We start from the raw sequence: 19,532 nt of genomic DNA on the forward strand, positions 1-19,532 counted from the left end.
ACATTACTCTTCAGCGAATGACATAGACTTAAACCATCAATAAACACAACAAATGAGTCCGCCATGTTTATCCGACTATGCCTTTTGTTCAGCTTGCTACTCATCAACCTCAGCGCACTTGCCGCGCCCATGACAACCGAGCAAGTCCCCGAACCGTTAAAGCCGTGGGTCGATTGGGTACTGCAAGATGACACCCAACGCAACTGCCCCTATCTGTACAACAGCCAATCCCGCGCCTGTAGCTGGCCCTCGCAATTACAATTACAACTCAGCGAAAGTGGCGGTACTTTTAACCAGCAGTGGCAGGTGTTCGATGAAACACTGATTCGCTTACCGGGTGACAGTGAACATTGGCCACAGAGTGTACGCTCAGACAGCGGCGAGTTACTCGTGCAATCGGTCAATGGCATGCCCTACGTCAAACTCCCTGCGGGAACACATACCATTCTGGGATTATTCCGCTGGAGCAAACTGCCCAAATCTCTACGCGTCACACCAGAATCCGGACTGATTCAACTACAAGTAAATAACAAACTCATTGAGCAGCCGCAATTCAATCAACAGGGTCAACTCTGGTTAACCCAAGGCTCTAGTGGAACGGTCAGCGAAGATAATTTAGACATCCAAGTCTTCCGCAAAATCAGCGACAGTCATCCGGTACTCGTCACCACCTCCATCAAGCTACGCGTGTCTGGTAAGCAACGAAACACCACGCTCTCACCTGTATTGCTTGATGAATTCACTGCCTTGAGCATCAACAGCAAGCTCCCTGCACGCATGGAAGCAGGCAAAGACGGACAGCCTACACAATTGCAAGTACAACTGCGCCCCGGTGAATGGACTATTGAAGTGACCGGGCGCGCATTCGCCGCTCAAACCGACTTTACCTTGCCAGTGAGCAAAGCGCCGTGGCCACAGCAGGAAGTCTGGGTATTTGAAGCCGATACTAAAATGCGTCAAATCGAGGTGTCTGGCGTCAACAGTATCGACCCCAGCCAGACTCGCCTGCCGTCACAATGGAAGTCACTACCTGCCTATTTACTTGCGCCGGAGCAAACACTCAAGCTCAATGAAATGCACAGGGGCGTCAGTCAGGTGGGACAAAATGAGTTAAACCTACGCCGTGAAATGTGGCTCGATTATGACGGCAAAGGCTACACCATTAAGGACAGACTTAACGGTACCATCCGCCAGCAATCACGCCTGAATGCCACGCCAACGCTGGAACTTGGCCGCGTCAGCATCGACGGACGTGATCAATTCATTACCCGTGAAAGCGAAGGTAAAGCCGGTGTAGAAATTCGCCGTGAATCCATTAATTTGAATGCAGAAAGTCGTTACACTGGCAGCCGCGCCCAGCCTCCGGTTAATGGCTGGGAACATGACTTACAATCTGTGAATACCACACTTCACCTGCCACCGGGTTGGGGACTTTTCTCAGCAACCGGCACGGATAATCTACCGAATAGCTGGGTAAAAAACTGGAGCCTACTCGACTTCTTCTTAGTGCTGATTATCGCGATTTCCGTCGCCTATCTTTACAACCCGTTATGGGGTTTTCTGGCGTTGGTCACCTTGGTATTCACCTGGCATGAGCCGAATGCGCCGCGTTATATTTGGTTGAATTTACTGGCCGCGATTGCCCTGCTTCGGGTACTCCCGGACAGCTGGTTTAAGCGTAGTGTCAATCTGTACCGCTGGGCAAGCTTGCTAGCCCTCGCGCTGATACTGCTGCCCTACACCATCGACACCATTAAAACCGGACTATACCCACAACTGGAAAATCGCTATGGACGTGTACAAGTTAATAACACCGGCGTCTCCGGCACGATGAGTATGTCAACTAACGATGAAATTCAGGTGGAGATGGCGCAAGACATGTCGAATGACAGCATGCTGCAACGTGCGCCCGAAATCGCCATGAAACCACGCCCGAAAGTGAGTTCCTCCATCGTGTCAAAAGAGTACAACAGCTATGCCGGTAAAAAACTCGCGCCGCGCAAAGCCGATCTAAAATCCATCGATCCCAATAGCATGATTCAAACCGGCCCAGGCTTACCACGCTGGACAGGTTATAAGCGCATCAATCTCAGCTGGTCTGGCCCTGTTAAAGCCGATGAAACCAGCCGCCTGATGCTGATTAATCCATTCCTGAATGCACTGATTAAATACTTCGGTATCGCGCTATTACTCGGCCTGACATGGCGCTTACTCAGCCTGAATAAAGGCTTCAGCTGGAACCCAAAACAATGGTTTAAGCGCAGCATCGTTCCGGCACTCGCCCTGTGCATATTGCCTGCAATGTTTATGGCGCCTGAGCCTGTACAGGCAGACACCTTGCCCAGCGAACAAATGCTTCAGGAATTAAAACAACGCCTGACTCAGGCTCCGGAGTGTTTACCGGAATGCGCGCAGATCGAGCAGATGCAAATCTCTATTGCCGATAACGCGCTGCAAGCCCGACTCCGCGTACACGCCGTGATTGATACCGCGATTCCTCTGCCCGGTAGCCAAGGCACGTGGTTGAGCCAGCAAGTCATGGTGAATGGAGAACCCGCGCTGGCGATTCAACGCGACCAATCACAACAACTGTGGATTGCCATTCCTAAAGGTCAAAGCAATGTGGTGCTGAGCGGCGCGCTGCCTAACCGTAATAGCGTGCCACTGCCCCTACCACTCAAACCGCACTCCGTGACATGGCAAAGCAGCGATAAAGATTGGACGCTGGATGGCATTAAAGACAACGGCAGCACCGAGTCACAGTTACAGCTCAACCGTGTACTCAGCAAAGACGCCAAGGCACTTCGGGAACAAGCTCAAAGCACGCTGCCAACCTTTGTAAAAATCCAACGGCATTTAAATCTGGGACTGGACTGGACGGTGGAAACCACGCTGACGCGCTACTCGCCACTGGACACGCCGCTGAGCCTGAACATTCCGCTACTGGCTGGCGAACAGCCAATGAGCGAACAACTCAGCATTAAAAACGGTCGGATAAAAATCAATCTGAGTGCCCAGCAAAAACAAGCGCGTTGGTCATCACGCCTTAACAGCACCGACCAACTCGTGCTAACCGCGACTCAGAGCAATGATTTTCTGGAAAGTTGGCAAGTCGCCACCAGCCCTGTTTGGCACCTGAAAAGCAGCGGCATTCCGGTGAATCAATACCGTAATCAAGACCAACAAACCGTGCCGGTGTGGTATCCGTGGCCGGGTGAAAGTCTGACGCTGGACATGAGCAGACCGGAAGGTGTCGCGGGTCAAACCGTCACGATTCTCAGCAGCCAAATGCACATAAACACCGGCAAACGCGCCAATAACGTCACGCTGACCATGAATATCCTCAGTAGTCGTGGTGTGTTGCATGAGATCCAGTTGCCAAAGAATGCTGATGTAAAACAACTGCATATTGATGGCACCGCGCAACGCATTCAAAACACGGACAACAAGCTCAGCCTAACGCTAAAACCCGGCAAACAAACTGTGTCGGTGGAATGGCGCGAGTCGGATGTACTGACCACGCACTATCAGTTCCCAGAGGTAAATACCGGCCTGCCAAGTGTGAATGCAAACTTCACCATTAAGCTACCGCGGGATCGCTGGGTGCTGTGGGTAGATGGCCCAACCTCTGGCCCTGCCATTCTATTCTGGGGTGTGTTACTGGCACTATTGATACTATCGCTGGCACTGGCCGCGTCTAAATATACCCCGCTGAAAAGTTGGCAGTGGTTCCTGCTCGGCATTGGACTGAGTCAGACGGAAACCGGCCTGATGATTCTGGTGATACTCTGGTTATTTGCCATCGCCTCCCGTGAGAAACTCACGAGGAAGCTCAGCTATGCAAAGTTTGATTTGATGCAAATCAGTTTGGTAGGGCTGACCGTGGTTGCGCTGGGCGTACTGGCTGCAGCGGTGGCCAATGGCTTGCTGGGTAGTCCCGATATGCAGATTGTCGGCAATGGGTCGAATGCTTACTCGCTGAATTGGTATCAGGACAGAGCGGGTGAAGTATTGGCGCAGCCGTCAATTGTTAGTGTACCGCTGTGGATTTATCGGGCCCTGATGTTGGCATGGGCACTTTGGTTAGCGATGTCGGTACTGGGCTGGTTGCGCTGGGGCTGGCAGGCTATGAATGTCGGTGGGCTTTGGATGAAGCGGCCTGTTAAGGAGGCTGGTGATGATGGGCGTGGGTGGTTTGGGCGGAAAAAGAAGTCTGAGGCAAAGCTTCCAACTACTGATGAAGCGGTTGTGCCTGCTGAAAAGTAATTGTTTTGACAGGAACACTGGGATCTATTTCTTTTAGAAGCGGATCTTGGCGTTTCCCTCATCACGCAATTCACTGATTTTCTCGCCTAATGTGAGCCTAGTTTTTTGGAGGCTCACATTCATTGACCAATACTCGAGCATGTACACTCTAAAGATCATCATTTAAAAATGACAGGCCCATCCAGAATCCAAGTTAACATAAAGCACTCTATGAGTGATGATTGAGAGACAAACGAAAGCCAAGGCTATTGTTACGAAATGATGGAAAGCCATAGTAACGACAGGCAGATCGGCAACCTTTTGTACCATCAAGCCAAGAGCCACCACGCAATACACGCCCTTTATCTATGCCTGATGTTAATGAACCGTTAGATTTAAGCTCCATGTTAGATGAATTAGGGTATTCTACATACCAATCCTGACACCATTCCCAAACGTTTCCATGCATTGCATAAAGCCCCCAATTATTTGGAGGCAAAAGTTTTACCGCAACTGTTTTTCTTCTGTACTTACGATCATTACCGATCACATGAACCCCTCTAGCATCAAAGTTGACCTCACTAAAATCAATCTGATCCCCAAAATAAAACGAAGTTGTTGTCTCTGCTCTACAAGCATATTCCCACTGCACCTCACTTGGGAGGCACAGTTTTAACTCAGGTTCTAGAGTGTTAATTTTGTTGATAAACATCTGAGCATCTTCCCAGCTGACGGAGTCCACTGGATTATTCTTACCATTAAAACTGCTAGGGTTCCCCTCCATTACAACCTCCCATAAAGCTTGTGTAACAGTCGTATCCGCTATCCAAAAGCCTTCTCCGAGCTCTACCTCATGCTGAGTTTCGCTACTAACCCTCTCCGGCTCATTATCTGGTGAGCCCATTAAAAATACTCCCGGTTCACACCAGCGGAAGGCCTGCTGTACGCCTTTGTAGGTGAAGCTCATCCATAGACCAAATTCATCTTCTCCCCAGCCACTAGCCCATGGTTGAGGAAAAATTTTAGGATATATTTTATGAATGCGATTATTAAACATAGTGAATACAAAAACTCTCAGATTACATGTGATTTACTTCGAATAATTACCGAGATGCTCACTTATCCCCTCATATAGTCTAGTCAACTCATGGAGAGTATCCTCCCCTCCAGATAGATTGACTCCCGTAATATCTTGCAAGGGAAATGGCTGGGCAAGTACACCGACCCACACTGGGATAATAATTTTACCTTTACTTTTCACTTCATTGATTTCCTTTTCACTTAGAGGTGTAAAAACAGAGTCAGAAACAATAACTAATACAATCTTTGACTCGCTAAGAGCACTTTTCGTCTCCCCTAACCAGTCATCCCTTGCTCCAATACTTTTCTCATCAAAGAAAACCGATATATTCCTCTTTCTTAGATAACGATATAATGTTTTTGCTACTACACTGCTTTTTCCAACATGTTTTGCGTAACTGATAAAAACCTCAAATTTATCACCAACTCTTGCATACCCCCTGATAGGCGAATTATCGTCACTACGGGCAAGGCGAAAACCGAAATTGAAGTCACTATCTGTTGGAGCTCCACGGTTACGAAAAGCAGAACGACAAAGCCTTCCCCTACGAACCCAAGAGCCTCCACGCAATACACGGTTATCACCCACCACAGGTCCCTCTGGATCGATAACAGGCTTATTATTAAATGACTCAAACCAATCTTCACACCATTCCATTACATTTCCATGCATTTCGTATAAACCCCAAGCGTTCGGGGGATAATCTTTAACACCTGAAGTTGCTCTTAAGGCTCCTTCTCCCCAGCCCTCATAGTCATCCCAATTACCTCGATAATTCACGTCTTTAAGTGATAAGTCTTGATTAAAATTAAATGCACTTGTGCTACCTGCTCGGCAAGCATTCTCCCATTCGGCCTCACTTGGAAGTCTTAGATTTAATAATGGGTATTGCTCATATGTACATGAAAGAAAGTCTTGAACGTCATCCCAACTGACTTGCTCAACAGGTTTATTCTCAGCTTTGAAGTAACTCGGATTATCACCCATCACAGCTTGCCAAAGCGCTTGAGTACACGCGGTGTCCGCCAACCAGTAACCTTGTGTTAAGGTAACTAAGTGCTGAGTTTCTCTTTCATAGCGTCCATTTTCGGTTTCAGGCGATCCCATTCTAAAAGTAGTCGGCTCTATCCAGCGAAACCACTGTTCGATGCCGTTTAAAGTCACTTGAGCTTTTAAACCTACTTCATCACGAATACAAACATCCGCCCACTGGGGTAGCTGAGGCATTCTGGGATGCACTAACAAACTCTGATACCAAAAGCCAGAATATTGATTTTGATACTTGATTTGATCCTCAGAAGAAAATTCTTCTGTATTGCTATGATGAATCGGGGGGTTCCAATACCAACGATAAATATCACCGTCTTGGTTTTGAGTTTCAGCATACAGCCCCTTAGCATCATAACCAACACCCATTGCCCAATCAGGCTTAGTCAGTCGCTCAATATGCACCTCTTCACCCGCCAGATAAAAGCATTGACTAGGCTTCAGTTCATCCAATGAAACCAGCTTATTCTCTACACCTCCCTCTTCAAGATGCTGCTGATTCAATGCATATGACGACCTGACATTAAACTCTGCTAGTGGTACGCCTTGGCTAAAGTCAGATCCATTCTTCAGCGCGCTATCTTTTGGTAACAAACTCAAGGTATCGCTACCTTTTTGGCACAGCAGATAAGTATTTGTTTGAGAGGATTTCTGATTATAAAACTGCATAAACAACTGCATCGATTCTGGCGAATTCACCAGATAATCCGGCAATGTATGTGCGGATTGTCTATCGCTAGACATCAACACCCCTAACATCGCAGGGAGATGCGCACTTCGCTTATCTCGCCATATACCGCTGTGCTGTCGCGCCAATGTATCTTCGGTAAATGCCTCCAAGCCTTCGCCACCTTCAGCCTTTTCTTTTAAGGCTTTGAGTAGTTGCTGCCAATGCAACGTGGCTGCTTCCACTTCTTCTTGATAGCAAGGGTCTAAGTGTTCCCCCATCAAGTTTGCCAGTATCAGCATTTCCTCATGCAGTTGCGTTGGAAATACATGGCGATGATAGTCCCGCAGCAGCTTTACTATGGTGTTAGCGAGTTGCGGTTGTTCAGTGGCTAGCTGTTTAAAACGTTCCCTATGCTTTTCTACACTCTTCGCTTTAAAGTAAAAGTCCACACTGGATGGCACAACATCATCACTTAACCAACAAGCCGCCTCAGTACCCACATCCTGTTTAAGTGCAGGCAAGCGGTGACGTACTGCTCTTAATAAAGCAGGCTCAATGGTGACTGCCGGAGACAGCCATGCCAGTAGATCTTCCTCTGCCTGTCGCCGCTGCGCCTTTTGAGTGACGGTGGCCCATTGGGTAATATTCAGAGGGCTATTTCGCGTCCATTGCACACAGTCAAAAGTAGCAATCACTTCGGCAGTTAAGTAACGGGAAGCTAGTGGCACGAGCGCCATTGGTTTATGTCCCAATCTCGCTAATTGCTTTCCAAATATTAGCCAGTGCTCAAGCGCTTTTCCTGTGCTGTCTAACAAACCTAAATCACTAAGAATAAACACTTTAGTTTCAGGCTCTGGCATTCGCCATTGTTTGGTTTGATACCGCTCACCCTTACGAATTCTGATTACTTTTTTGGGCAGGTCAATCAGCTCCAACACTTTCAACCCAGTGGTTCCGCGTAGTTGCTTCAGCTGATCAAGTAGTTGGTTGTAATCATCATTAAATAGCTCGGTACGACTAGGCCGCTCAACAATGACTTGAACACTGGCAGCCCATTGCGCTCTGGATTTTTGAGGAATTCTATTGGGGATTTCGGCCTGCGATATCTGCTTTATTAAACGAGCGGTATCGACTTGTCGGGTATGTTTTATTTCACTGAGCAAGCGTTGTAACACAGGCCACAGTTTAGCCCAGCGCACCAATGGTTCTTTTGTCGGTGGCTCGACATCGGCAGCTTCTACACTATCAAGATCCAGCGCGGGTATTTTTGGATACCATTCCGGTAGCTCGTATTCTTCATTTTCAGGCTCTGGTAAGACATCACTGGCGACGCGCTTCACGACACGATAGTAGTGAATGGGTTCGTGGGTGGCCTCATCAGGTTCAATGTCTGGTTCTTCAGGCGGTGGAGGCTGTACGGGGACAGCTTCAGGCTCAATGTCCGGCAGTACGAGTTCTATTTTTCGTTCGGGTGCCTGATAGCACGATAGCTCAGCAAGCGCCCGCAAAGCTTCCTCATCAAACAGAATCAAATTCTGTAATAAGTCCGCTCGGTTAATACGTTTGCTGTGGTGTCGAAAGCTACTCATCAATATCCGGTTCTGTGCTTTGCTGCATGCCGGGGTATTTTTTTAGCGCGAAGTCTTTGATCATACTGAGTAGTGCTAGCTGGCGCTCTTTACCTTCTGGCGCAAGCTCATCTAATACCCGCAGCATGTCGAGATATTCTGCTTGTCCCGGCGGAGTCACGCCTAAACCTTCAGCCTCTACCCGATCCTGATATAGCTGACTGGCTGCTTCAATCAATACGTCGGTATCAAATCTGGATTGATCAACTAACTGACCCGCCTCATCCCGTTCAATGGCTAGCGTGTCTTTGTCTGTATTCACTGTTTTGGGGAAGTGAAAAGTCGCTCTTTCAATCAAGTGTTTGATTAATGCAGGCTCTTTTTTCGGCAGGCTTAAATCCAATACCAAACAACGTCGGACAAATGCCCCCGGCAGTTGGCGGTCTTCATTGGTGGTTATAATCACCAGTGGTCTGGGGATTTCGTCGGTATCGTTGACCCCGATGGTTTGATTGATCCACGGCACTGTAAATTTCCCGTTATCCAGTGTTTCAAGCAAGCTATTCGGCAAGTCAGCATCTGCTTTATCAATTTCATCCAGCAGTAATACCACGCCTTTTTGTGCATCCGTAGTTTCATCTGCTTGAAACAATGGATGATTGCATTTGCGTTTCGCGGCATCTTCCCATGCGAACGCCCACCATAAGATTCCGGGACTGAGATAGCGTTCTGGTTCTAATTCTTTCTCAACGTCTTTTTCTTTGCCGGTCACACTGAGCACCTGCGCATTCCCCAAGCGACTCACTGCATCGAAGCGATACCATAGATCTTGAATCTCGGTATGGGCATCCACGACCTGAGACATAAACCGTCGGTTTAGCACTTTAGCGGCTGCACGGGCTAGCTGGCTTTTTCCTGTACCGGGTTCGCCTCTGACCAGCAATGGGCGCCCTGAGGCTAGTGCTGCACGAATGGCTTGAGCACTGCGCCCATCGAACACATGGACACTTTCACGCCAGGTGCCAGTGGCTTTTAGGCGGTGGGTGAGTTGCACAAACTCATCGACATTGGGGATATTCATGCGTTAATTGTCCTGTTGATCGAAGTGAGGAATCGGTTTACCGCCGACATTAGGTTGTGTTCCGGAGAGTAGAATACCTGCTGCTGGTCTGCGATACCAAACCGGACTAAGGTGAGCTGATCCAGCTCATTTAGAAGCTGCTCACAGGTATCGCTGTAGTCTTTATCGTTTTCTAAATCAGAACACTCAATTGCTAAGATATGGTGTTCTTGATGCCAGTTGTCTGAGCGACGAATTTCTAATTCAGCATTCAGCTTTGAAATTTCTGTTCGACTAAGTCTACTGCCGCTATCTTTTTTCAAATCCTTAAAGACCTGATTCCAGACTTCCAACATTAATTGATTGGTTTTTTCGGAAACTTTCCACGTTCTCACACGTTTATTATGAGTAATATGTTTGCCACTCAGGATTGATCCCTGAGCATTGATATTAGCTTGCCTCTGGTAGCTTCGAGATACAATTATTTCCACGCCTCCCAGTGTGGAAACAGGTAACTCAAAGTAAACAGCGGTTGCATGATCTCTGGAGGGTGTTAAACGTTGGATATAATCATCATCCACCGATGCGAGTACCAACCAGCCAAGAAGCTGTTCTACAGCACTTTGGATATTACTATGATGTTCACGAGCCGCTTTGAAGTGTCTTCCTCGCTTATCAAAACAGTTTTGGGCTGCATTCATCAACACCGTAGTTATTACCGGAACACTGCTATCGCCTTGCTTCAATGTTGTGATTAGGCTCGTTGCGATAGCGTTACTGGAGTCACCTACTAACTTATCTAACTTCAGTTTTTGTAAGAGCTTTTCCAGCTCATCCCGAATAGCGTCACGGAAAATCTCAACGCCATGTGATTCCAGCTCGAAGACTATATTTTCTTTGATGGTTTCGAGAAATTCAGAATCTGAAGATTCGGGAATGTGCGGATGTTCTGATTTTGGTAAGGCGATATTATCGAGCAATTGAGCGAAGTGATCTGCCTGTAGTTGTTCCAGCGGAGTTATCACCATGTCGCCGAGGTTGGCCATGATACCGCTGACTTTTAATTCTATCTGTTGGTAGAGATTTAACTTTTCATGTTGATCTGGTGCGACGCCTGCACCTAACTCTTCAATATCCTCTTCTTCAGAAGCAACAAATTCGTTCCAATGCCTAATCACCTCACGCCGAGCTTTAGATTTGTTGAATTCAAAAGTATCCGCTCGGATGGGATGGATTCGCTGATCAAAACTCCCTCGTTCCTGAATTTTCATCAGCTCGTACATGCAGTACTCTGACTCGAAATAAGGCTTGCTGAATATCGTAATGACGTGCTCCGCTTCAGCGATTTTATCCATGAAGCTGCTTATACGATCTTTGTACTTGAGTTCTTGCTTATCGTAAATTAACTCTATGCCACGCGCTTTACAAAGCGGATCAAGTTGGGCAACTAGCTTAGTCTTATCATCGACACCCCAAGAATAAGAAACAAACACCTTCACAGCTTCAGCCACAGCAAGTCCTTTACTGATTTGTAGGATTAGTGGCTTGATTCTAAATTAAATCACCGATCAAAGGAAAATATTAACGGTGGTGTCTCAACATCATTAAGAAGCGAATATTCCGTAACATTGCACTCTTATCGACAAACACCACGGCAGCCCCTAATATGACTCTTAAGACTTGGCCCAAGGAAACAAGATGAAAGCGTTAAAAGACCACTACACAAGAGAAGAATACCTTGCTTTTGATGATGCCTCGCCAGAGAAGCACCAATTCTATAATGGTGAAATCTTTGCAATGTCTGGTGGTAGCTTTAACCACGCCCTTATCGGAACAAATGCAACGCATCAGTTACAGGCTCGTCTTGCTGGCTCACCCTGCCAAACTATGAATAGTGATATGCGCGTCACCACGCCAAGTGGTTTAAACACCTATCCGGATGCTTCAATTTACTGCGGTGATCCTGAGCTTACTGACAACTCACACACATTGCTCAACCCGGTATTGATTGTGGAAGTGCTATCACCCAGCACTCGCAACTATGACCAAGGTGATAAGTTCACTCATTACCGCTCGATTCCTTGTTTGCAGGACTACTTATTGATTGAATCAGAATTTGTTCATATCGCTCATTACCAACGTCAGGGGAAACATGAGTGGTTGCTGCGTGAGTACGATTCTCTGGAGGATGAGCTAAACCTCTCGTCTGTTAAGCTACAGGTCACCGTTGCGACTTTTTACGATAATGTGAAGTTCGATTGAGCTAGCACAGCGATATCTCAATAAACTCTAAAACGCTCATTCTCTCAAAATCAACAAACTTGCTCGTTGCAACGGCTAGCACCTAAACTCTTCATATCACCCAACAATTAAGCTATATTCAAGCTAAAGTGTATAAAGAGTAATACTATGAAAACTGTAATATCGCTATCTATCTCCCTGACAATCTCCATACTGTTAGTGGCTTGCGGCAGTTCAGAATCCACCAGCAATGGAGGAAATAATTTTGGTGGTGGTTCGCTAAAACTTAAATTAGCGGCCTCAGATGCTGATCTAGAGTCTCAAATAAAAGCTTCCTTACTCAACAGCTATGGCTCACTCAACCATTATTACTCTGAATATGAGAGTGGTGAAACTGCTGCAGATACCGCTACAGATACTGCAGGTGCAACGGACCCTTCATCTCCTGACTCATCAACAACCAACACTCAGGAGTCTGGTGTTGATGAAGCGGATCGCCTTAAAACAGATGGCACCTACCTCTATGTCAGCGCACTCGAAGAGCCGAGCATCAGCATTTATAAAGCAGAAACAGGCGCTGCCCCGCTGGTTGCGACACAAGCATTATCAACGCTTAACAATGCACCGCTTAGCGGTCTCTATTTACGTGAGTCTGAAAATCAGCTGCTGACGATTTCAGGTGATGGTCAAAATGCTTATGCATTTGACGATATGTGGTTTACCCCTTATTACTGGCAAAACCGCACTACGGAAGTTTTTAATCTGGATATCAGCAATCCGGAAGCACCCACTCAGCAAGCCAAGCTAAGTATTGATGGCCAGCTTATCAGTAGTCGCCGGATTGGTAGTTATTTGTACTTGGCAACGCGCCACACGCCTATGCCAGACGGTGTGATTGCATACCCTTATTCAGAAGAGGAAGTTAGCGCCAATCGTTCCATTATCGACGAAGCCACGCTCAGTGATTTGTTGCCAAGCTACCAAATCAACGGGGGCGATAAACAAACCCTGTTTGACAGCGGCGATTGTTTCTTAACCGATTATAACAATGTGAGTCATCAGCAAAGCAGTATTATCAGTGTGGTTGCGATTAACTTAGATGCCGCCTCCCCCGAGCCGGAAGCGAAGTGTTTTGTGGGGGATGCAGAAACGCTTTATGTGTCCACCAGCGCGTTATATCTGGCTACTACGGGCTATCAGTACAGTACGAGCAATGGCATTTCAGTCTACAGCGGCGCGCCAACCACCGAGATTCATAAATTTGCACTTGATGGCAGCGATGCAGCGTACAAAGGCTCGGCTAGTCTTCCCGGACATTTAGGCTGGCAGCAAGACCTGAAACCATTTCGTATGAGTGAATACAACGATATCTTGCGTGTCATCACCTATACCGGCGCTCAGGAAAGCAGTATCGACTCACCCGCTCATTTGTATACCGTGGCAGAAAATGCCAGCGGCGATGATCTGGAGATTATTGGCGAGCTGCCCAATGAAAACCGCCCTGACCCGCTGGGCAAAGTCGGAGAGCAAATCTACGCCACTCGTTTTATTGGTGAGAAAGGCTATCTCGTTACGTTCCGCATGACCGACCCGCTGTATATTATCGACTTATCCGACCCTGCGGATCCATTCATTGCCAGTGAGCTTGAGATCGATGGCTATTCTGATTACTTACATCCGGTCGGTGAGAATTACCTGTTAGGCATCGGTAAAGATGCGATTGCAGATACGCAATCCGACACTGGCGATGGCCGTGGTGCATGGTATCAAGGTGTAAAACTATCCTTAATTGATATCAGTAATCCTCAGGCTCCTTTTGAAAAGGAAACAATTATAATCGGTAAACGCAGTACTGAAACTGCGGTATCACAAAGCCATCATGCATTGACCACACTGCAAACGGGAACCACGCTAAAGATGGCTTTGCCGATTAGTTTGCATGACACGGTTCAGACCTATGACTACTATGATTATGATGAAAGTGATCCTTGGTATTACTACAGCTGGACGCGTGACGAGCTTTACCGCTTGAATATTGATACGTCCACCGGTGATATTTCTGTATTACCCAGCATTGTTGCTGAGAGTAATGACTCAGGGACTAACTACTCCACATACGCCGGATCAGACCGCTCTGTCATGATTGGTGATGAGGTTTATTATCTTCATAAGGATGAAATTAAAACCACCGCGGATATTGTTTCTGAGCAGTGAATCCCTGCCTCTGTGGCTAACGATGCGATTAATAAACTTACGATTGCGGCGGCCGGGATAGTCTACACAAACGGCTCAGCCTGAGGTGGTATACACCAACACCTCAGGCAGGTCATTCGCTTAGTACTCAGAAGATGCGTCTTTCACTTCTTGCACGCACCGTGCTGAAATCATCATCAATCAACAGTCGTCCGTTTACAAAAACCGGCCTTAGCAAATTAATGTCGTCAACCAAGGCATCCTCACGAATAGTGGTGATTCCTTGTGGCGTACTGATAAGCGCCAGGCGTCCTTTTTTGGAGTGTTTAGCCTTATCTGTGACAGGTTGTTTAAACACATCACGCCATTGCTCGTCTACTCTAACCGCAGAGGCTTTCATGGCAAAGCCCAGCGTATCACGGTCGACTTTTTGCAATAACCCACCACCCATACCAAAAGCAATGTTATCTGCTGAAAACCCTGCATCTTTGATATTTCTGAGAATGACTTCGATGGATTCAAGATTCACGCCATCACCCTGAATCACTCGCACGCAGTCAGCTAATACTTTGTAACCCTTGCGGTTTACCGTACCACCAAACTCGGCATACAAGCGCTCCAATACTTCAAGTACAACTACTTCAGGTTGACCAGAATCAGGACGTACCACTAATGTCGCACCACTGTCTTCGACTTGCTGACGTAATTGTTTACCCCAAATATTGCTGACTGCGTTGTATATATCGTAAGAGTCAGAGACAACAGCAAACATTGCACCATCACGACCAAACTGTTTCAGAATATTTGCATAAGCATCAGCTTCATTATCTTTGCCCCATGCTGTCATTGTGGAGTGCTCAGTAGCAGGAATCGAGAAGCCAGCCATTTCTGCAGCGTAGTAACGTCTCGCTGCGACTAAAGCTGATAAGGTATCCGTTCCCTGAAAACTCACTAAGTGAGCCATACCACCCAAGGCTGCTGACTCTTGTGATGACACTCCTCGTGCACCAAAGTCGTGGAGTGCAAACGGTAATTTAGCTGAAGGATCATCACTAGTCTCATCTAAATAACGAGCGATGATTTTCTTGGTATACCATGACAGCGTTGCGACAGTCGCTGGATACCAAATGGCACGCAATAAAGCAGTCTCTAAATAAGACGTCAGCCAGTAAGCTTCTGAGTCTGTGTTTTTAATTTGCACCAACGCATTACCTGTTGGTAGCACGCTACCCTCAGCAACAGCTTGTATTTCAACCGGTAGATAGCCACCGTGTTTATTAATAATGGATTCCCATCCTTGCCGATAGAATGGCACACCGTGAACGGTCAGTACCAACTCCGCCTCATCAACATCATCCGTGGTGATAGGCTTTGACAAGTACTGTTTGAGAAAGGCTTGTAAACCAAAAAAGACTGCGGAATCAAAAACTCCCCCTCGCGCTTCGATGTACGATGACACTACGCTGGTGTTAGCAGGGTATTGTAAGTAGTGACTGGCTTTGTAGCTGTCTGTATTTAATAAGATATTGCTGAACATTTGAGAATCCCTCTAGTTCGTTTTAATGATGAATACTGGTCTATCCAGTATTCTGTGAGTGCCTGTAACAGGTTTAGATATAATCGTGCTTGTTGTTAGCGCTAATCGATCATTGCATTGATGATGTGAAAGTGATCTTCAAACATGCGCTCCGGATCAACTTCACCGAGCGGCACCCAAAAGGCATGTTTGGCGTCATCACTACCTTTCACCACTGGTAATCCCTTAGCATCGGGCTTTAACTCAATTAAAAAGACATGCGTAATGGTGCGCCCTCTTGCCGAGCGGTGAGGATCGTCAAATACCTGCTCTTTGACGATTGAACCAGCCAATACAGGCGCAGGTACTTTGATTCGGGTTTCTTCCCGTAGCTCCCTAATCACGGCATCCTGCAACTTTTCCTGTGGGTTAATAAAACCACCCGGTAAGGCATACAGACCCTTACCCGGATTCGCTTTGCGTTCCACCAATAACACATGACCAGATTGCACCACCAAAGCATCCACGGTGACAAATACAGGCTCATAAGGCGCTGCTTCCCAGCCTTGTTTATACTTCTGGATAAAACGCCATTCTGCCGCAATTGCCTGATAAGCATCAGATTCTTTAAAGGTTGTGAGTTGCTCACGAACAGATTCAGGATACTGGTCGCTTATCTCACCACTTAAGAAATAAGCTTCGCGTAGCGGTGTGGCAGACAGCGATTCATAAGCATCGACATTTACCGACGTCCACTGCGGAAATAACGACAAATAGTAAGAACTGTGGTCCTTAGAGTGCCCACACAAACCTATCGATAACTTCTGCCCTACTTTTGGGTGGTATTGGCATGTGATGCCGTGAACCGTTTTTTGCACCCGACTCAGCCAGTTTTGTTCGTTGTACACATCATCCAGTAGTGGTGCAATGATCAAGCGATTCCGTACCTCTTCAGGAAAACTGGACAGGATAAACTGCTCTCGCTCTGAGTACGTCCAGGGGTTACGAATACAACGTGGTTGTGCGCTGGAACCAATCAGTACAATGACTCGTTCCGCTTTTGTTAATGCGGTAGTCACGACTTTATGATGGCCAAGGTGGAATGGTTGAAATCTGCCGATAAAGACAAGGTAGTCATATTGATATGACGAGGTTGCACGTGATGTACGCAGCCCTAAGGTCTGTTTTTTCATGGTCAGCAAGCTCCTTACTGATAAATTGTGTTCAACCGGTCTATCCGGATGGGCTTTTAGTAAACCATGGTTAATCAGTCTGTGTCTATACCGCTCATCGCAACAATCCAACCTGTGATGCACTGTCACCAGTCGTTTCTTATAAGCATCTAAAATGAGTCCCAAAGCACTGCAAACTGTATTATTAAGGTGTATTACGCACAAAATTTTTACATCATAAACAAACACCTGCACTAATAGCTTAAGTACTTTTGTTAGCTATTTGCCTTATCTGAACAAGAAATGAACCTACTCCCGCCCAAAACACTGAATATTAGTCAATCGCACAAAACCTCCATACTCAAAGAACGTTTTTCGCGCGTTTATTTGCTGATTTGTATTATAAATACTCAACATGGATGATATTCATGATCGATACAATAGAAGACAATGAAAACTCCCCATTGGAGTACCTGATCACAGGTGCTGTAGTGCTGTTTTTCGGCGGCCTGTATTACTACATAAACCATGGAAGCCAGTATGAGCCAGACTCTGCCTCTTTGGCATTTAGTGGTCAAAACACTCCGTCGATAAGCTCTGCTCCCTCATTATTTACTGGAGCAGCTGGTTTAGCTGTTGCTACTAACAGGCCTGATTCCGGTGACATGGGCAACGCCAGCTCTGACAAGCAACAAGTCCAAGCTGTGTCAGATCATAGCGATGAATCACAATCATCAATCGCAGATGCTGCCGCACAAAATATACCCACCACTGAAGCACCAGAAACCGCCGCAAAGCTTCAGGCAGAAGAAGAATTGGCCTCACTAGAAGCAAAGAAGAGTAAGCTTGAAAGTGATGTCGCAAAGCTGGAAGCCGATAAACAAAAACTTCTGGATACAAACACCACTTTGGCTGCCCAAGCAGACGCCTCAATCGAGAAAATTGAGCAGACTCAACAGACTGTAGCAGTGCCGGCACCAAACAATGGCGCTGATGCTCAGCAAACCGACTCATCTCAGGCAAACTCTCCTGATGGCAAAGTCTATCTATTACCTGATGGCCGCAAAGTGGATATCGCTGATAAGGGCTTTGAAGGTTTGTTGAAGCAGGCACTGAACGAAAAAGTGGTCGATACACCGATTATTTTTGATGGCATTTACTTCGAATCCGGAGCCGCCGAGCCGAACCAACAGTCGCAAGATCAGATCCTGGCAACGACTGCACTCATCAACACACACAAGGATGTGAACATCCTAATCAAAGGTCACAGCGATGACACTGGCGATACTAAGTCTAATACCTTGTTATCACTAACCCGCAGTAATTACATGAAAAATGCATTAGTAGAGCTTGGCATTGATGCACGCCGAATTAAGGTTGAAGGAGTGGGTTCATTGGAGCCTATCGCACCCAACAACACACCCGAAGGACGCAATTCAAACCGTAGAATCGAACTGATTTTACTCAACTAAACAAACTCATTTAAAATCCGGAGAAAGATAGAATGGATAATATACTCTCACCGATTACCGATACATTAGGGCCAGCAGCAAGCGGATCATTAGGGAAAGCTTTAATCGGGCTGCTTATTTTAGTCGTCGGCTTATTGATCGTTAAATTTCTGGCGTCATTTTTCAAACGCCTTTTGGGTAAGGTCGGCTTCCTAGAGCAACACAATCTGGCTGCGCCAATTGCCTCTCTGGCAAAAGCAATCATGACCATCTTTGTACTGATTGCAGTACTTCAACACTTCGGATTGACAGGTGTGCTTGATCCGCTCAAGGAAATGGTTAATAAATTCCTGGGAGTCATTCCAAACATTATCGGCGCTGGCGTGATTGCTTATGCAGGTTGGATCATCGCTAAAATTGTCGCTGAATTAACCGGTGCAGCTCTAAACAAAGTCGACCAGAATCTTCTGGCTAAGACGGGTAATTCAGAGCTGAAAGTCGCAAAGCTGGGTAGCTCATTTATCTTTGCAGCGATCTTATTACCGATCATTGTTGCGGCATTAGGTGTTTTGAATATTCCTGCTATCTCCCGCCCTGCTTCGGAAATGATTAACAAACTCATGGCTGCTATTCCAAATATCATTGGTGCGGGCATCATATTAGTGGTGGCTTATTTCGTTGCTAAATTCGTTGTACAGATGCTGGGTGGCATTCTGGATGGCATGGGCGTCGATGAATTACCAGAAAAGCTAGGGATACAAAGCCTGTTTACTCCGACATTTACACCGTCCAAGTTAGTGGGTGGCGCAATCATGTTCTTCTCTATGCTGACCGCGACAACGGCTGCTGTGAACACATTAGGCATTGACGTTATCTCTTCTATCTTCGCCAAAGTACTTGAGTTTGGAGGTGGCATCTTAATTGGTAGTGTGATCTTAATCGTGGGATATACGCTCAGCAGTATCGCTTACAACAAGCTATCTGAAACAACCAGTGATGGCATTGCCAGTATTGCACGTTTCGCCATTCTTGGACTGGTGATAGCAATGGGTCTTAAGGCAATGGGACTGGCGGACAATATTGTCAATATGGCCTTCGGCTTTACGCTGGGTGCAGTGGCAATAGCGGCAGCGATTGCTTTTGGCTTGGGTGGTCAGGAAGCAGCGAAGTTTGTTGCTAATAACTGGGCTAAGAAGCTTTTCAAAAAGTAAGCATAGTTATAGGTCGATTCCATCGATAATGCAAAGAATCATGGAATCAGATCTTCAGACACAAAAACGGGCGCTAT

Annotated in this window: 11 protein-coding genes; 5 read left to right on the top strand and 6 right to left on the bottom strand. The window is 46.6% G+C overall.

What is annotated here, in order from left to right; genetic code table 11:
• The first annotated feature begins 63 nt into the window (after positions 1 to 63).
• On the top strand, positions 64 to 4,266 hold the full coding sequence (locus DKW60_RS11245; RefSeq protein WP_181389665.1) for a hypothetical protein: 4,203 nt from the start codon (positions 64 to 66) through the stop codon (positions 4,264 to 4,266).
• A gap of 208 nt (positions 4,267 to 4,474) precedes the next feature.
• On the opposite strand, the gene DKW60_RS11250 is transcribed toward DKW60_RS11245, so the two are convergent.
• The 4 genes from DKW60_RS11250 to DKW60_RS11265 are packed head-to-tail and all read right to left on the bottom strand — an operon-like array spanning position 4,475 to position 11,182.
• Positions 4,475 to 5,302 carry a formylglycine-generating enzyme family protein gene (locus tag DKW60_RS11250; protein WP_109837754.1) on the bottom strand — a complete coding sequence of 276 codons (828 nt, stop codon included), beginning with the start codon at positions 5,300 to 5,302 and terminating at the stop codon, positions 4,475 to 4,477.
• Positions 5,303 to 5,335: 33 nt separating this feature from the next.
• On the bottom strand, positions 5,336 to 8,632 hold the full coding sequence (locus DKW60_RS11255) for an SUMF1/EgtB/PvdO family nonheme iron enzyme (RefSeq protein WP_109837755.1): 3,297 nt from the start codon (positions 8,630 to 8,632) through the stop codon (positions 5,336 to 5,338).
• Positions 8,625 to 9,692, bottom strand: coding sequence for an AAA family ATPase (locus DKW60_RS11260; RefSeq protein ID WP_109837756.1), 1,068 nt, complete (start codon positions 9,690 to 9,692; stop codon positions 8,625 to 8,627). Before DKW60_RS11260 ends, DKW60_RS11255 begins: the two co-directional genes overlap by 8 nt.
• Positions 9,689 to 11,182: a toll/interleukin-1 receptor domain-containing protein gene (locus DKW60_RS11265; protein WP_181389666.1), complete on the bottom strand. Its 1,494-nt coding sequence runs from the start codon at positions 11,180 to 11,182 to the stop codon at positions 9,689 to 9,691. The genes DKW60_RS11260 and DKW60_RS11265 overlap by 4 nt, the downstream gene beginning before the upstream one ends.
• A gap of 187 nt (positions 11,183 to 11,369) precedes the next feature.
• Here DKW60_RS11265 and DKW60_RS11270 point away from each other — a divergent pair, with 187 nt between their 5' ends.
• Both DKW60_RS11270 and DKW60_RS11275 read left to right on the top strand, forming a co-directional pair.
• On the top strand, positions 11,370 to 11,933 hold the full coding sequence (locus tag DKW60_RS11270; protein WP_109837758.1) for a Uma2 family endonuclease: 564 nt from the start codon (positions 11,370 to 11,372) through the stop codon (positions 11,931 to 11,933).
• A gap of 147 nt (positions 11,934 to 12,080) precedes the next feature.
• A complete protein-coding gene (locus DKW60_RS11275; RefSeq protein WP_109837759.1) occupies positions 12,081 to 14,126 on the top strand; it encodes a beta-propeller domain-containing protein in 2,046 nt (681 codons plus the stop codon).
• 127 nt (positions 14,127 to 14,253) lie between these two features.
• Here DKW60_RS11275 and DKW60_RS11280 read toward each other — a convergent pair whose 3' ends face one another.
• The gene (locus DKW60_RS11280) at positions 14,254 to 15,642 is read right to left on the bottom strand and encodes a nicotinate phosphoribosyltransferase (RefSeq protein WP_109837760.1); all 1,389 of its coding nucleotides are present in this window, start codon (positions 15,640 to 15,642) and stop codon (positions 14,254 to 14,256) included.
• A 101-nt stretch (positions 15,643 to 15,743) separates the two neighbouring features.
• Positions 15,744 to 16,814, bottom strand: coding sequence for a bifunctional nicotinamide-nucleotide adenylyltransferase/Nudix hydroxylase (locus DKW60_RS11285; RefSeq protein WP_109837761.1), 1,071 nt, complete (start codon positions 16,812 to 16,814; stop codon positions 15,744 to 15,746).
• A gap of 407 nt (positions 16,815 to 17,221) precedes the next feature.
• Here DKW60_RS11285 and DKW60_RS11290 point away from each other — a divergent pair, with 407 nt between their 5' ends.
• Positions 17,222 to 18,265, top strand: coding sequence for an OmpA family protein (locus tag DKW60_RS11290; RefSeq protein WP_181389667.1), 1,044 nt, complete (start codon positions 17,222 to 17,224; stop codon positions 18,263 to 18,265).
• Between the two features lie 32 nt (positions 18,266 to 18,297).
• Entirely contained in the window at positions 18,298 to 19,455 is a 1,158-nt protein-coding gene (locus tag DKW60_RS11295; RefSeq protein ID WP_109837763.1) for a mechanosensitive ion channel, read from the top strand.
• The last annotated feature ends 77 nt before the right edge of the window (positions 19,456 to 19,532 follow it).

Origin of the sequence: Leucothrix pacifica (assembly GCF_003172875.1) — a bacterium.
Taxonomy (GTDB): Bacteria; Pseudomonadota; Gammaproteobacteria; order Thiotrichales; family Thiotrichaceae; genus Leucothrix; species Leucothrix pacifica.

Excerpts from the sequence above, each read along its gene's own strand:
- DKW60_RS11290 (WP_181389667.1), top strand. The coding sequence starts at position 17,222 with ATGATCGATACAATAGAAGACAATGAAAACTCCCCATTGGAGTACCTG.
- DKW60_RS11260 (WP_109837756.1), bottom strand. The coding sequence starts at position 9,692 with ATGAATATCCCCAATGTCGATGAGTTTGTGCAACTCACCCACCGCCTA.
- DKW60_RS11270 (WP_109837758.1), top strand. The coding sequence starts at position 11,370 with ATGAAAGCGTTAAAAGACCACTACACAAGAGAAGAATACCTTGCTTTT.
- DKW60_RS11285 (WP_109837761.1), bottom strand. The coding sequence starts at position 16,814 with ATGAAAAAACAGACCTTAGGGCTGCGTACATCACGTGCAACCTCGTCA.
- DKW60_RS11280 (WP_109837760.1), bottom strand. The coding sequence starts at position 15,642 with ATGTTCAGCAATATCTTATTAAATACAGACAGCTACAAAGCCAGTCAC.
- DKW60_RS11295 (WP_109837763.1), top strand. The coding sequence starts at position 18,298 with ATGGATAATATACTCTCACCGATTACCGATACATTAGGGCCAGCAGCA.
- DKW60_RS11245 (WP_181389665.1), top strand. The coding sequence starts at position 64 with ATGTTTATCCGACTATGCCTTTTGTTCAGCTTGCTACTCATCAACCTC.
- DKW60_RS11255 (WP_109837755.1), bottom strand. The coding sequence starts at position 8,632 with ATGAGTAGCTTTCGACACCACAGCAAACGTATTAACCGAGCGGACTTA.
- DKW60_RS11275 (WP_109837759.1), top strand. The coding sequence starts at position 12,081 with ATGAAAACTGTAATATCGCTATCTATCTCCCTGACAATCTCCATACTG.
- DKW60_RS11250 (WP_109837754.1), bottom strand. The coding sequence starts at position 5,302 with ATGTTTAATAATCGCATTCATAAAATATATCCTAAAATTTTTCCTCAA.